Annotated in this window: 12 protein-coding genes; 2 read left to right on the forward strand and 10 right to left on the reverse strand. The window is 61.0% G+C overall.

Annotated features, from left to right (window positions below):
* Positions 1-109 precede the first annotated feature (109 nt).
* From AB5Z14_RS00800 to AB5Z14_RS00845, 10 genes are all read right to left on the reverse strand, one after another.
* Positions 110-820 (reverse strand): metallophosphoesterase family protein, encoded by a 711-nt coding sequence (locus AB5Z14_RS00800; protein WP_368129906.1) that lies wholly within the window; start codon positions 818-820, stop codon positions 110-112.
* A complete protein-coding gene (locus tag AB5Z14_RS00805; protein ID WP_368129907.1) occupies positions 817-2,733 on the reverse strand; it encodes a BMP family ABC transporter substrate-binding protein in 1,917 nt (638 codons plus the stop codon). Before AB5Z14_RS00805 ends, AB5Z14_RS00800 begins: the two co-directional genes overlap by 4 nt.
* Before the next feature lie 94 nt (positions 2,734-2,827).
* A complete protein-coding gene (locus tag AB5Z14_RS00810; RefSeq protein WP_368129908.1) occupies positions 2,828-3,595 on the reverse strand; it encodes a mechanosensitive ion channel family protein in 768 nt (255 codons plus the stop codon).
* A 128-nt stretch (positions 3,596-3,723) separates the two neighbouring features.
* Complete coding sequence (locus tag AB5Z14_RS00815) at positions 3,724-5,757, reverse strand: bifunctional metallophosphatase/5'-nucleotidase (protein ID WP_368129909.1); 2,034 nt, start codon at positions 5,755-5,757, stop codon at positions 3,724-3,726.
* Between the two features lie 158 nt (positions 5,758-5,915).
* On the reverse strand, positions 5,916-6,710 hold the full coding sequence (locus tag AB5Z14_RS00820) for an ABC transporter ATP-binding protein (RefSeq protein WP_368129910.1): 795 nt from the start codon (positions 6,708-6,710) through the stop codon (positions 5,916-5,918).
* Positions 6,703-7,626 carry an ABC transporter permease gene (locus AB5Z14_RS00825; RefSeq protein WP_368129911.1) on the reverse strand — a complete coding sequence of 308 codons (924 nt, stop codon included), beginning with the start codon at positions 7,624-7,626 and terminating at the stop codon, positions 6,703-6,705. Before AB5Z14_RS00825 ends, AB5Z14_RS00820 begins: the two co-directional genes overlap by 8 nt.
* Positions 7,627-7,830: 204 nt before the next feature.
* Positions 7,831-8,811, reverse strand: a complete 981-nt coding sequence (locus AB5Z14_RS00830) for an ABC transporter substrate-binding protein (protein WP_368129912.1) — start codon at positions 8,809-8,811, stop codon at positions 7,831-7,833.
* A gap of 158 nt (positions 8,812-8,969) precedes the next feature.
* The gene (locus AB5Z14_RS00835; RefSeq protein ID WP_368129913.1) at positions 8,970-9,758 is read right to left on the reverse strand and encodes a hypothetical protein; all 789 of its coding nucleotides are present in this window, start codon (positions 9,756-9,758) and stop codon (positions 8,970-8,972) included.
* Positions 9,759-10,006: 248 nt separating this feature from the next.
* Positions 10,007-11,410 carry an asparagine--tRNA ligase gene (asnS, locus tag AB5Z14_RS00840; RefSeq protein ID WP_368129914.1) on the reverse strand — a complete coding sequence of 468 codons (1,404 nt, stop codon included), beginning with the start codon at positions 11,408-11,410 and terminating at the stop codon, positions 10,007-10,009.
* Between the two features lie 181 nt (positions 11,411-11,591).
* Positions 11,592-12,155 (reverse strand): PTS sugar transporter subunit IIA, encoded by a 564-nt coding sequence (locus AB5Z14_RS00845; protein ID WP_368129915.1) that lies wholly within the window; start codon positions 12,153-12,155, stop codon positions 11,592-11,594.
* Between the two features lie 246 nt (positions 12,156-12,401).
* On the opposite strand from AB5Z14_RS00845, the gene AB5Z14_RS00850 reads away from it, so the two are divergent.
* Both AB5Z14_RS00850 and AB5Z14_RS00855 read left to right on the forward strand, forming a co-directional pair.
* Positions 12,402-13,301 (forward strand): alpha/beta hydrolase, encoded by a 900-nt coding sequence (locus AB5Z14_RS00850; protein ID WP_368129916.1) that lies wholly within the window; start codon positions 12,402-12,404, stop codon positions 13,299-13,301.
* Positions 13,302-13,348: 47 nt separating this feature from the next.
* Positions 13,349-13,669, forward strand: coding sequence for a hypothetical protein (locus AB5Z14_RS00855; protein WP_117786142.1), 321 nt, complete (start codon positions 13,349-13,351; stop codon positions 13,667-13,669).
* Positions 13,670-13,699: the final 30 nt, after the last annotated feature.

The following is a 13,699-nucleotide window of genomic DNA, read 5'->3' on the forward strand; positions in this document are numbered from 1 at the left end:
CCCCAGGTCGCCCCGAAAGAGGAGCGACGCGTACTTTGGTACGCGAGCGACGGCTTGAGGGGCGAGATGGGGCGCTTGGGGCCGGCGCAGCGTCAAGCCTTAAAAGTGGTTACCAGGGTGTTCTGGCGGTTGAGGATTCGATTGCCTCGTGGCGCTTGAGCTCGCGGCGCATGGTTTGCGAATTGAGCCAGGCTGCCTGCCATCCACGGATGGGGTAGCGCGCCTCGTCCAGCTCAAACTGCGTATAGCCGCAGGCGTTGATGATCGTTGTCCCGCACGTGTGTTGCCGCTCGCGCTGAAAATCTGGACCATAGCTTTGATGCACATGTCCGTGCACCATGTAGTCGGGGCTCCAGGACTCAAGCGCTGTGTTAAAGCAGTCGAATCCCCGATGCGGCAGATCATCCAAGTCGCCCATGCCGGCGGCGGGCGCGTGAGTGAGCAGGATGTCGCAGCCGCCGACCATCCTCACTTTGCGGGAGAGCTTGCGCATGCGCTTGGTCATCTCGCGCTCGGTGTACATGTTGGCACCATCTCGATAGCGCATGGAGCCGCCAAGCCCCGCAATGCGGACGCCGCGATACACGTACACGGTGTCTTCGACGCAGATGCATCCACCCGGTGCATGACGTGCATAGCGGTCATCGTGGTTGCCGCGCACGTAGATGAGCGGCTTGTTGATGACGGTGACCAAAAACTCAAGATAGTCCGGGTCCAGATCGCCGGCGGACAAAATCAGGTCAACACCCTCAAAGCGTTCCTTGTGAAAACATTCCCAAAGGCATCGTTCTTCTGTATCGGCTACGGCAAGGATTTTCATAGGGCACGGACCTTCGGCTCATCGCTGGGCTGCGGAATGGTGCCCACCACGTTGTCGGCCAGCCAGTTCATCTCGACGATTTGCGTGCTCGGCAATGGGGGAAAACCCTCGATCTGCACCACGCCGTCTTGGCTATGGAGTTCGCCGCCAAATGGATTGATGGAGCCCTCGACGATGCCATTGCGGAGCAGCTGAACAAGCTTGCGCGTCTGATAAGGCAGGCCCGGAGCGTAGCGAATGTCGATAACGCCCGAGCTCATACCATACCAGTAGTTGACGGCGCGAACCTGGCTATCGTCACTGGTCTCATCCCAGGTGCCATGCAGCAGGCTTCGCACGATAAGCTCGTAGTATCGACCCCAGTTCCATACCGGCATGGCGATGCCGACGACCTTGCCATCGACCAGGCGGTGGAGTCCGTAGGCCGTGGGGTCTTCGAGCGACTTTGACATGTCGGCGCCGGTCATGACGCTCACGCCTTCGCGGCACATGGCCTCGGCAAGGCCGCCGGCGGGCACATCGCCCCAGGTAAGGATTACCTGCGCGCGAGGGTCGAGCAACGAGGCGCCGATGGCAAAGGCGTTGATCTCGCTAAGCGCGCCCGACGCAAAGACCGACGCGTGGTAACCGATGCGGTGGTTGTCCGCCATGCTGGCAGCAAGGGCGCCCAGGAGGAACTTGGCCTCGTACATCTTTCCAAAGTACGAGCGGACGCTTTGATGGGGCAGGCCGATGGAGCAATTGAGGAACCGCACCTGGGGATACTCGACGGCAGCCCTGAGCGTGTATTCCATGAGGCGGTGCGAGGTCGAGAAGATTACCTTGTCTCCGTGCTTGACGGCCGTCTCTACCGCAGCGTAGAACGCGTCCGGATCGTGGCGGTCCTCAAACGCCTCGGTGCGCACGATGCCTCCAAAGTGCTCATCGAGATATTGACGCCCTTGGTCGTGCAGGCTGTCCCAGCTCGACGTGGCGCAGGGGAATTCGTGGATAAAGGCGATACGCAGGGGGTTGGCCACCGAGTAGACGGTCTTGCCCATAAAGAAGTTGAGCACGCCGGAGGTGGACTTGGCGGGCGCCTCTTCTTCGTTGGGCTGCGGCGCCTCGACAAGATCGACCTTCTCCTCATCGCTTTTGCCGGCAATGACCAGCTCGCGCCAAATCTTGCACAGGCGGTTTACGACGATGTCCGTCGGCGTGTCCAGCAGGCGGTCCTGGTTGTACACGTTGAGATAGACGAGCATGGCGTCGGCGGGCGTAATGTCCAGGTGGTCGCCGCCGGCGCGAAGGTAGGCGCGTTTAAAGAGCAAGAAGGTGTGGCGCAGGTAGTCGACCTTTTTCTGAGGCCACTTTTCGGTCAGGTTTTGACCGAGCATCTTGGCGAGCGTCTCGTAGCTGCCTTCGCGCGAGAACTCAACCTCATACAGGGGGCAGACGTACCAAAACGCACAGAACTCGCCGTAGAGGCGGCTCTCGACCGAATCCCACTTGCCGGGGTAGAGGCGGGTGACCTTGGCGGAAACCGTCGGAGCGTCCAGGAATTTAAGGACGCTGACGCGCTTATTGCCCTCTTGGACGTAAAACCGATGCATGAACTCGGTGACGATGATGGGGTCGCGATAGCCCTCGGTCACCTGGATGTCGTAGAGGTTGGACCACTTGCGGGCGAACTCGGTATTAAACGGCAGCAGCGGCATAAAGTTGCACGAAAAGGCGGACTGACGGCCTTTGGTGACCGTGCCGACGACCATCTCGAGCGGAATGTCCCTTAGGCCGATGTTCTCGCGTTGCCCACAGGGTAGCTGGGCAACCAAGCTGTCGAGGTCTGTGAGGTACGGATGCTCGCTTTGGCTGATGGCGCGACGGCGTCCCTGCTCGCCGCGCTTGCGTGCTTGACGATAGGCCTCTTCCATGGTGTCTGCTCCCTTAGTCGTTTAAACAACGATATGAACCATGGTACCACGAAGCAAAACCACCACAAAGGTGCCTGTCCCCATTGTGGTGGTTTTAGGCAATGATGGGGGCGATGGCTCGGATGCAGGCGTCGGCTGCCGTGAAGGTGGTGCTGTCGTCGCTGACGATAAAGATGATCTTGCCCTTGATGCCAAAGTCGCCGATCTCGCTAAAGAGCACATAGGGCTCCTTGTCAAAGCCCGAGATGGGCGAGACAGCCGTTTTGGTGGCGCTCGTGAGTTCGTCTGCTAGCGCGTCCAGCGAGGCCCACTTGGACGTGTCCTTGACCGCGACGGGTACGGCGACGCGCCCAAAGGGCATCAGATGCACGAGCGTGTTCTTGGAGATGTTGGAGTTGGGCACAATGATGGTCTGCCCGCAGGCGTCCTCGATGGTCGTGTGGCGCCAGGTGATGTCTTGGACCACGCCCGACACGCTGCCGACCTCGATATTGTCGCCGGGCTTGATGATGCCCATGAAGGTCACCTGCATACCGCCGATAAGGTTCGACAGCGTGTCCTGAAAGCCGAGCGAGATGGCGATGCCGCCGACGCCAAGAGCGGCGACGAGGGCGTTTGCATTAATGCCAAAACAGTTGTCGAGGATAAAGCTGCCGCCGATCATCCAGATGACGGCGCGTGTGATGTTGATGAAGATGCTCGATGCTGGGAGCGGGTTATCATCGCGGTTAAGCAGGTGGTGCAGGGTCTTGGACGCGATTTTGGCGGCAACGGCGGTGCCGATGGCCAAGATACCGGCCCAGATGATGTTGTGGACCCATCGTTGTGCAAAGAAATGAAGAATTGGCTCAAACAATTCCATGTAGGGAAACCTCCTCATGATCATCCAACCATGATACCCACCAAGAAGCCCGTCCGATCAAATTCGGACGGGCTTCTGTGCTCGATATAAGGCTTACGCGGCGGGGCTGCAAGGCCCGGCGGTGTAGCTTAGCGTCGATGCTTCCAGATAATGCCGAGAATGATGACGATGATGCCGCCGATAAGGCACGTGCCAACTACTGCCAGCGTGCGGTCTCCCGTTGCGGCGAGCTTGCCGGTCGTCTTCTTGGTGATGACCTTCGTGGTCGTCGTGTCCGTCTTAGGCGAGGGCTTAGGCGTCGGGGCCGGTGTGGGCGTGGGGTCCACGGTGGCGGAGACAAAGCTCATGGTGCCCGCGAGCGAGGCCATCTTACTCTCCCAACCACTTTGACCGATCAGCGCCCTCAGCGCCGCTTCGCACGTACCCCATTCGGTGTGCTTGGTGGCGTTTGCGAAGGTGGGGAAGTCGGTCGTATTGGTGATGATGTAGTTGTTGGTGGCGACGGTATAGGTCTTGGCGGGGTCGAGCGCGGTGCCGTCCTTGGTGAGCGTGGCGCTCACGATGCGTTTACCTTCGGACTGCGTCCAGTCGATCGTCACGTTGATGCCGCCGAAGGAAAGGACGCTGCCGGAATCGTCGCGCCACTTGTACATATCCTGGGCTTCTTGCTCGGTGTGGCCGGCTGCCACATAGGCTTGCTGCAGCTCGTAGCTGTCGTTGCAGTCGTCGCTGATCTGCAGCGAGTGCTCGAGCGCTGCGAGGAAGTCCGCGCCGGTCATGGTCCAGGTCTCCACGGTGTTGCCGTAGGGCGAGATGGCGATGACGTTGCCGGCGGTCACGTTTCCCGCCGTGATGCCGCCGCGGATGCCGCCTGCGTTTTCGATGGCAAGGTCCGCGCCCGTCAGGTCAAGATAAGAGCCGCAGATTACGTGGCCGATGGTCTGTGCCTTGGTGGTGTCACCTGTCTTGTTGGGGCGGAAATCGGTGGTGCGTACCATCTCCCAGCCGTGCGTGCCAGATGCGTCCTCGCCGTAGAAATAGTCGGCGGTGGATGTGCCGAGCACCTTGCCCGATTCGTTTTCAAAGGCCTCGTCGAGTGGCTCGATCTTCTTGTCGCGAACCTCATCGAGAGTGCTCTGGTAGAGGGAACCCTTGTCGGGGTCGGCCAACAGGTCGTTGACGTCCTTGGCAGTATAGAGTTTCTCGTCGCTTTCGCCTGCGTATGCCGCCACCGTGTCGTCGTCGGTGCTTTCGGTACCCTTGGTGTCGTACTCGTAGGGGATGGAAAGCAGTCCCACCTCGGCAAAGGCGCTACCGGCCTCGACGACGCGGACCGGCTTGCCGTCGGCACCCGTCACGTTTTCGTCCAGGTTGATGTGCTCGTGTCCTGCGATAAGGGCGTCGACGCCGTCGAGCTGCGCGGCAAAGGTCTTGGCATTGAGCGTGTGCGCGATGCAGACGACCACGTTGCAGCCTTCGTTCTCGCGCAGTCGCTTCGCCTCGGCATTGATGGCGCCGGCGGCATTCGAAAAGCTAGTGCCCGCGACCAGGTCTGCACGCAGCGAGGAGCCCAGCGAGTCGTCCATGGCTCCTACGATGCCGACCTTAATCTGGTAATCAAACGTGGAGTGGTCCTCATCGTCCTTCCAGGTGCGGTCGAGCGGCTTGGTGAAGCTCGAGCTCCATACGCCGTTGGCGGACGTTGCATTCGCGCAGAGCATGGCGAAGGGCGAGCTGGTCGTGCTATAGCCGGTCATGGTGCGAAGCTTGTCCGCGCCATAGCTCCAGTCGTGGTTGCCAGGCGTGGTTGCGTCATAGCCGTCTGCATAGAAGGTGTCCATAAGCTCGGCGATGCTCTTGCCCTCGCTCATCGTGGCGAAGGACTGCCCGTGGAAGGTGTCGCCCGCATCGAGCAGAAAATCAGGGGCGTTGCTCTGGGCGCTATAGAGAACCGCCAGTCCGTCAAAGCCGACGGTGCCGGTGCCCTTGCTTGCGTTGTAGCTGTACTTGTAGCTGCCGTGGATATCGTTGGTGTGCATGACGGTTACATCGCCGTTGATGACCCCGGGCAGACTGCCCGCGAAAGCGAAGCTGGGAGCGCCAGCGAGTGCGCCGGCAAGCAGCGCGGTGGTCAGTGCAAGGCGGGGGAGGAATCTTTTCATAGCGGCTTCCTTAGTTCTTAACCAGAATGCCTGGTTGAATATCGCCAATATCGACATGATATGTGAAAACCGCCGCAAAGGTGCTTGCCCCTTTGCGGCGGTCTTGACGTTTGCGCAGATAAAACCTGCCAAAATAAACCTGTCCCTTTTTGGTAGGTTTAGCTCAGCAGCATGCGGTCGTTGGCGAGCTCGCCGCCCGAGACCTCCTCGAACTTCTGCAGCAGGTTGGCCACGGTGAGCGACTTCTTCTCGTCGCCGGCCACGTCGTAGATCACGTGACCCTCGTGCATCATGATCAGGCGGTTGCCCAGACGGATAGCATCGTTCATGTTATGCGTGACCATGAGCGTGGTCAGATGATTCTCGTCGACGATCTCCTCGGTGAGGTTGAGTACCTTCGAGGCCGTCTTGGGGTCGAGTGCGGCGGTGTGCTCGTCGAGCAGCAGCAGGCGCGGCTTGGTGAGCGTGGCCATGAGCAGGGTGAGCGCCTGGCGCTGGCCGCCCGAAAGCAGACCGACCTTGGCGTTGAGGCGCGTGTCCAGACCAAGGTCCAGGCGCTTGAGCAGCTCGACGTACTCGTCCTTCTCGGCCTTGGTGACGCCCCACGAAAGGCCGCGACGCTGACCGCGGCGCTTGGCGAGTGCCAGGTTCTCGGCAATCTGCATGTCGGCAGCGGTGCCGCGCATGGGGTCCTGGAACACGCGGCCCAGGTACTTGGCGCGCTGCGACTCGCTCAGACGCGAGATGTCGTTGCCGTCGAGCTCAATAACGCCCGAATCGAGCGGGTACACGCCGGCAATCATGTTGAGCAGCGTGGACTTGCCGGCTCCGTTGCCGCCGATCACGGTCACAAAGTCACCGTCGTTGAGGGTAAGGTCGACGCCGGTGAGGGCGCGCTTCTCGGTGACAGTGCCCTTGTTAAAGGTCTTCTTGACGTGCGAGAGCTTAAGCATCTGCCTCATCCCCCTTCGTGTAGGAGCTGCGGAGCTTATAGCGCTCCCAAACCACGGGCACGCACAGGGCCACGGCGACGATCACGGCGGAGAGCAGCTTCATGTCGTTGGCATCCATGCCCAGCTGCAGCACGATGGCGCGGATGAGGAAGTAGACCACGGAGCCAAAGACGGCGGAGGCCAGGCGGACGCCAAACTGCGTGAGGCCACCGGGCAGCAGACGTCCGAGCACCTCGCCGATGACGATGGCGGCAAGGCCGATGACGATGGCGCCGGTGCCCATGCCAATATCGGCATACTTCTGGCTCTGGCAGATGAGCGCGCCGGCAAGGCCGATGAGGGCGTTGGAGAGCACGAGGGCGATCATCTTGGTGGTGTTGGTGTTAACGCCCAGGGCGCGGATCATGTACTCGTTGTTGCCGGTGGCACGCAGCGCGGAGCCAATCTCGGTGCCAAAGAACCAGTACAGGATGGCGACGATAGCCACGGCGAGCAGGATGCCCAAGATGATGGCAACGGTGGACTGCGGCAGACCGGTCATGTTGCTGACGGACGAGAAGATGGTGCCCTTGGCAAGGATGGGCGTGTTGGACTTGCCCATGATGCGCAGGTTGATGGACCACAGGCTGATCTGCGTAAGAATTCCGGCGAGGATCGCGGGAATCTCGAAGACGGTGGTCAGAATACCCGTGACGGCGCCTGCGATGGCACCGGCGCACATGCCGGCCAAAACGGCGAGCAGCGGGTCGACGTTGTTGTTGACAATGAGCACGGCGCAGACGCAGCCGCCGAGGGCAAAGCTGCCGTCACAGGTCATATCGGGGATGTCGAGCAGGCGGAACGTGATAAACACGCCAAGCACCATAATGCCCCAGAGGACGCCCTGCGAAACGGCGCCCTGCAATGCAATGAGCATGCTTCATACCTCCTAGGATAGGGTGGACACGTGATTTTCCATAATAGCGGTAACGATGCATAAAAGAGCTGCGGACAGACGTTTTGTTTTACCTGAAACAAGCAGGGCGGACGCCGATCTTTGACGTCCGCCCCTGTGGCTCATATATTGAATAACACGGCTGTAGCGCGAGCACGGGCTCCAGACGCATCGCCGTGCATGCCGCTACTCGTCCAGAGCGGAGAGGTCGATGCCCAGAGCCTCGGCCATCTCGTCGTTCTTGACGACGACCAGGTCCTTGCTCGAGAGGTGCTTGATCGCCATGTCCTCGGGCTTAGCCTCGCCCTTCAGGATCTTGACGGCCATCTCGCCCGCGGCATAGCCCAGGTCCTCGTAGTTGATGGAGAGGGTGAACAGGCCGCCGGCCATGCACATGCCCTCCTCGCCGGTCACGAAGGGAAGCTTGTTCTCCTTGCAGATCTGACCGACCTGCGAGGCGCCCGCGGCGATGGTGTTGTCGGTGGGGGAGTAGAGCGCGTCGACCTTGCCCACGGCAGACTCGACGACGGACTGGATCTCGTTGGAGCTCGAGACGGTGAAGTCGGTGTACTCCAGGCCCAGCTTGTCGAGCTCCTTCTTGGCGGCCTTGATCTGGACGTCGGAGTTGGACTCGGCGGTGCAGTAGAGCAGGCCGACCTTCTTAACGTCGGGCAGGACCTTCTGCATCATCTCGAGCTGCTCGGCGACCGGGGTGAGGTCGGAAGCGCCGGTGACGTTGGTGCCGGGCTTGTCGTTGTCCTGGACCAGGCCGGAAGCGGCGTAGTCGGTGATGGCGCAGCCCACGATGGGGATATCGGCCGTAGCGCCGGCGGCGGCCTGTGCGGCGGGCGTGGCGATGGCATAGATCAGGTCGACGCCGTCGCCTACGAACTTGTCGGCAATGGACTTACACGTGGACTGGTCGTTCTGGGCGTTCTTCTGGTCGATCTTGACCTTGAGGCCGCTCTTCTTGATGGCCTTGACAAAGCCGTCGTTGGCGGCATCGAGTGCGGAGTGCTCGGTGAGCTGCAAAACGCCGATGGTGTAGTCGGAACCGGCGGCAGCGGAGCCGGAGCCAGAATTGCCGCCGCATCCGGCGAGCGGAGCGAGCGCGAGCAGGCCAGCGGAGACCAGAAGGCTCCTGCGGCTGATGGTGATGTCCTTCATATCATTACCCCCAGTATAAAAATGGCTGGAAACACTGCACTGAGAAAAAGTGCAAGTGGGTCTATAGTAGCGCCGATGTCCATTTTTACAACAGCCTGGTGAGTTTTTTAATACTGAACCGGACGGACGGAGAGGGATTCGGCGGGCAGCGGCAAGACTTACGCCGCAGGAGCGGGGCTGTCTTCTTCGTCCAGGGCGGCGAAGAGTTTCTTGCCGTCGAGCAGGCGCGTGCTGACGTTTCTCATGCGGGCTATCTCGACGGTGCGCAGGGTGTCGTCGGTGCCTCGGGCGTCATAGACCGTTCCCAGTAGATACGAGATCCCATCGCGCTGCCTGATGGCGAAGGGTCGGACCGTCATCCGTACCGCTTCGGTTTCGCCACGAGTCGTGACGTTCGAGATGTCAAAGCTGACGGTCGTTCCATGATCGATGGCCTGCTCGACGAGCTCGCAGGTGTCGATACGTTTGACGGGCGTGTGTTTGGCCTTGGTTGATTTACTGTCTGCGCTTGGTGCGGGTTCGGGCATATCGAGGTAGCCGCGAACGTCGGCGCTCGCCATGGCGACCAGGTGCTGCGCCATGCTCTTTCGAATGGCGATGGGCGTGGAGCGGTTGCGCATGACCATGCCATGGAGCCGTATGATCTCCTCGTCGGTGAGCGGGCGGGTCAGGAGTCGATAGCCCACGCCGCGTTTGTAGTCAATTTCGTATCCGGCATGACGAAGCGCAGATATCGAGGTGTAGATACTGCGCCGAGCTGCCGAAATAGGCATGCGGGCGGGGTCGTCGGGATGGGCGAGGCGCTCGACCAACTCGTCGGATAGCAAGGCTTTGTCTTCGCCGGTGTTCTCGCTTAAGAGCTGCAGGATGCGTACGGCGCGATAGGCTGCCATCGAGGCGGCGCCCCTCGTCGTGGTCTCGTAAGTTTCAACAGCGGTTTCGGTCATGGCGCCCACGTCCTTTCCGTTTTGGGTGGCGACGGTATGGAGCCTAGGACGCGGGGCTTTCCCAGGGGCGCAGGACGCCCTGGGCGGTCGGTAGCCGTCGGCAAGCGGCGGGTCGAGTTTTCAACAGACCTGTTCAACTGGCCAAAACCTTGCCAAAAGCTTGACGGGTGCTGTTGAAAAAGCGCCTCTCGGCTTGCCGAGAGGCGCTGGCGTGATGCGCTGGAACGCGTTTGGTGGCGCTGTGGCGATTAGAAGTCGGCGTTGCCCACGGTGCGCGGGTGCGGCAGGACGTCGCGGATGTTGCCCACGCCCGTCAGATACATGACCAGACGCTCGAAGCCCAGGCCGTAGCCGGCATGCTTGCAGGAGCCGTAGCGGCGCAGGTCCAGATAGTACTTGTACTGCTCGGGGGCCATGCCCAGGTCCTTAATGCGGGCCTCGAGCAGGTCCAGGCGCTCCTCGCGCTGGGAGCCGCCGATGATCTCGCCAATGCCCGGCACCAGGCAGTCGGCGGCGGCGACGGTCTTGCCGTCGTCGTTCATGCGCATGTAGAAGGCCTTGATCTCGGCCGGGTAGTCGGTCACGAAGGTCGGGCGCTTAAAGTGCTCCTCGGTCAGGAAGCGCTCGTGCTCGGTCTGCAGGTCGATACCCCAGCTGACGGGATAGTCAAACTTGTGGCCGGCGGCGACAGCCTGCTCCAAGATCTCAACGGCCTCGGTATAGGTGATGCGGGCAAAGTCGGAGTTTGCCACGTGGTTCAGGCGCTCGATGAGACCCTTGTCCACAAACTTGTTGAGCATGTTGAGCTCGTCGGGGCAGGTTGCCATAACGTCCTTGAGGACGTACTTGAGCATGGCCTCGGCGTTATCCATGTAGTCGTTGAGGTCGGCGAAGGCCATCTCGGGCTCGATCATCCAAAACTCGGCGGCATGGCGCGTGGTGTTGGAGTTCTCGGCGCGGAAGGTGGGGCCAAAGGTGTACACGTCGCCAAAGGCCATGGCGAAGTTCTCGGCGTTGAGCTGGCCGGATACGGTAAGGCTCGCGTGCTTGCCAAAGAAGTCCTGGCTCCAATCGACCTCGCCGGCCTCGGTGAGGGGCGGGTTTTGGGGGTCGAGCGTGGTTACGCGGAACATCTCGCCGGCACCCTCGCAGTCACTCGTGGTGATGATGGGGGTGTTGACGTAGACAAAGCCCTGCTCCTGGAAGAAGCGGTGGATGGCGGCAGCCGCGACAGAACGGATGCGGAACACGGCACGGAACAGGTTGGTGCGCGGGCGCAGGTGCTGCTGAGTGCGCAGGAACTCGACGGTGGCGCGCTTTTTCTGCAGCGGGTAGTCCGGGGCGCTGACGCCCTCGACCACGATTTCGGTCGCGGTGAGTTCGAAGGGCTGGGGAGCATCGGGGGTCAGTTTGACGGTGCCGGTGCAGATGAGGGCGGCCGAGACGTTTTGGTGGGCGATCTCGTCGTAGTTGTCGAGCGCCTCGCGGTTCATGACGACCTGCAGGTCGCGGAAGCAGCTGCCGTCGTTGAGCGTAACGAAGCCAAAGTTCTTCATGTCGCGGACGGACTTGACCCAGCCGGCAACGGTGACGGTTTGGCCACCGAGCGACTCGGCATCGGCATAGAGCTGCGCGATTTTGGTGCGGTTCACGTATCCTCCCATAACGGTTGAATGATAGTTATCCATACAGTTCGATATTCTAGCAGCTCGGCTCATTTGGGCTATACAGATAAGGCATTGGCGGGATGGTTTTTCAAACGAAAAGCGCCCGCGGCCAAATGGTCGCGGGCGCTTGACGAGGTGCCTTTTGGCTGTATGGCGCGGGGCCTGGCTACTTGGTCTTGGCTACCAGCAGCGGGTCGCCCAGCTTGACGAGCGGGTTGCCGCCGATAAGCGTTCCAGATTCGCCGACATGGTCGATGCTCTTAAGACGATCGAGCTCGGAGACGATGACGGTCACGATGTCCTCGTGACCAGCGGCCTTGATGGCCTCGCGGTCGAAGCTGATGAGCGGCTGGCCTGCCTTGACCACATCGCCCATCTCGACAAAGCGGGCAAAACCCTTGCCGTTCATTTCCACGGTGCCCAGGCCAACATGGATGAACACGCGAAGACCGTCCTCGGTGATCATGCCGATGGAGTGGTTGGTGACAGTGGTGGCGCCGATACGGCCGTTGGCGGGGGCGTAAATGGTGCCGGTAATGGGCTCGATGCCGTAGCCCTGGCCGAGCATGCCCGAGGCGATGGTCTCGTCGGGAACCTCACTCAGATTGACAAGCACGCCGTTGACGGGAGCGTAGATGACGCCTTCGCGGGTGGCGAAGCTTGCTGCGGGCGGAACGGACGCCTCGCCCGACGAAGTGAACGTGGACTTGAGCGAATCGAGCAGACCCATAGATGCCTCCAACGTATCAGGCGCGCATGTTGCACGCGTGTGGTTTGCCGGAAACGTTTCGTACGTGTTTCCCAGCACGGTCAGCGCCCCTATTTTACGCTGCCTAACGATACCTCTGAACAGCGATTTTGTGATATATCAGTTGAAGGCCAACTTATTGCGGGGGTGTTTCTGCGCCGCGGGCTCAAGTGGGGTACGCTAAGGTGCGAAAAACGAGTGCGCACGAATCGCACGGAGGGAGCACCTATGATTATTGAGAACCATGCGCTGTGGGGCGAGGAGCCGACCGAGGATTATCCGGCGACGTTTACGTATCTGGGTGCCGAGCCGCTGCCCGACAAGCCCAATGGCCGCCGCCCCGCGGTGATCATCTGCGGCGGAGGTGGGTTTACGCATATCGCTCCGCACGAGCAGGACCCGGTGGCGTTTGCATTTTTGGACCGCGGCTACCAGGCCTTTGTGCTCAACTATGTGACGAGCGCCACGGGCGACGTGAGCTTTCCACACCCGCAGGCGGACCTCGCCAAGATGGTCGCTACCGTGCGCGCCAACGCCGACGAGTGGCATGTCGATCCCAAGCGCGTGTGCATCGTGGGCTTCTCGGCGGGCGGCATGATTTGCGCCTCGTTGGCAACGCAGTGGAAGACCGGTCCCTTCGCGGGCCTTGCCGGGGCTCGTCCGGAGGATATTCGTCCCGACGCCGTGGTGCTGGGCTATCCGTTGCTCGACCTTGCCTATGTGCGCGATATGCAGACGCGCGACCCGCGCATTGACCTGCGCGTGCCCAAGACGGGTGGCAAGACGGGGCGCGATTTGCTCAACGACTATCTGTCGATGGTGACGGGCGGCGAGGCGACCGATGAGCACCTGACCGACATTTGCCCTACCACGCACGTTTCGCGCCAGATGCCCCCGACCTTTGTGTGGGGCGTTTCGGACGACAAGACGGCGCCGATCGCGCAGGTCTACCCGTTTGCACAGCGCATGGCCGAGGAGGGTGTCGCATGCGAGATGCACGTCTTTGACCAGGGTGGCCACGGCCTTTCGCTCGGCAACGCCAATACCGCGGTCGACAACGAGGACAAGCAGGTTTCCGTCCGTCCCTGGATCCGCCTGGCCTTCCGCTTCCTGGAACGCCATATGTAAAAGTAGACTACTTGCCCGTTTCAAAAAGTCTGCTTAGAGGAGGAGCCATGCTTGAGGGTACGTATGTGGTTTTGGCCCAGACGCCGGTGGGGAGCAAGCGCGGCGAGGTGACGTTTTCACATGGGGTGAACGGCGCGCTCAGGGCAGTACTAAACGTCAGGGGTCTCAATATCGCTCTCTCGGGTGCCCGCGCTGAGTGCGATTTCTTTGAGCTCTCGGGTACTATCTCCCACGTCTTGATGGGCAAGGCGCCCTTTACATGCACGGGGTCGGTTGAGGGTGATCGACTCACTGCTACCGCGCGGTCGGGTTCCATTTCGATCTCGCTGAGCGGTATGCGCAAAGAGCTTTCGGGGCGCACCGCATAAAGTTTGCGCAGGTAAACATCGGTATTTGAC

Origin of the sequence: Collinsella aerofaciens (assembly GCF_040910265.1) — a bacterium.
Lineage (GTDB): Bacteria > Actinomycetota > Coriobacteriia > Coriobacteriales > Coriobacteriaceae > Collinsella > Collinsella aerofaciens_BK.

Bases quoted from the DNA above. Each gene is read 5' to 3' on its own strand.
- AB5Z14_RS00800 (WP_368129906.1), bottom strand. From the start codon at position 820: ATGAAAATCCTTGCCGTAGCCGATACAGAAGAACGATGCCTTTGGGAA.
- AB5Z14_RS00805 (WP_368129907.1), bottom strand. From the start codon at position 2,733: ATGGAAGAGGCCTATCGTCAAGCACGCAAGCGCGGCGAGCAGGGACGC.
- AB5Z14_RS00810 (WP_368129908.1), bottom strand. From the start codon at position 3,595: ATGGAATTGTTTGAGCCAATTCTTCATTTCTTTGCACAACGATGGGTC.
- AB5Z14_RS00815 (WP_368129909.1), bottom strand. From the start codon at position 5,757: ATGAAAAGATTCCTCCCCCGCCTTGCACTGACCACCGCGCTGCTTGCC.
- AB5Z14_RS00820 (WP_368129910.1), bottom strand. From the start codon at position 6,710: ATGCTTAAGCTCTCGCACGTCAAGAAGACCTTTAACAAGGGCACTGTC.
- AB5Z14_RS00825 (WP_368129911.1), bottom strand. From the start codon at position 7,626: ATGCTCATTGCATTGCAGGGCGCCGTTTCGCAGGGCGTCCTCTGGGGC.
- AB5Z14_RS00830 (WP_368129912.1), bottom strand. From the start codon at position 8,811: ATGAAGGACATCACCATCAGCCGCAGGAGCCTTCTGGTCTCCGCTGGC.
- AB5Z14_RS00835 (WP_368129913.1), bottom strand. From the start codon at position 9,758: ATGACCGAAACCGCTGTTGAAACTTACGAGACCACGACGAGGGGCGCC.
- AB5Z14_RS00845 (WP_368129915.1), bottom strand. From the start codon at position 12,155: ATGGGTCTGCTCGATTCGCTCAAGTCCACGTTCACTTCGTCGGGCGAG.
- AB5Z14_RS00850 (WP_368129916.1), top strand. From the start codon at position 12,402: ATGATTATTGAGAACCATGCGCTGTGGGGCGAGGAGCCGACCGAGGAT.
- AB5Z14_RS00855 (WP_117786142.1), top strand. From the start codon at position 13,349: ATGCTTGAGGGTACGTATGTGGTTTTGGCCCAGACGCCGGTGGGGAGC.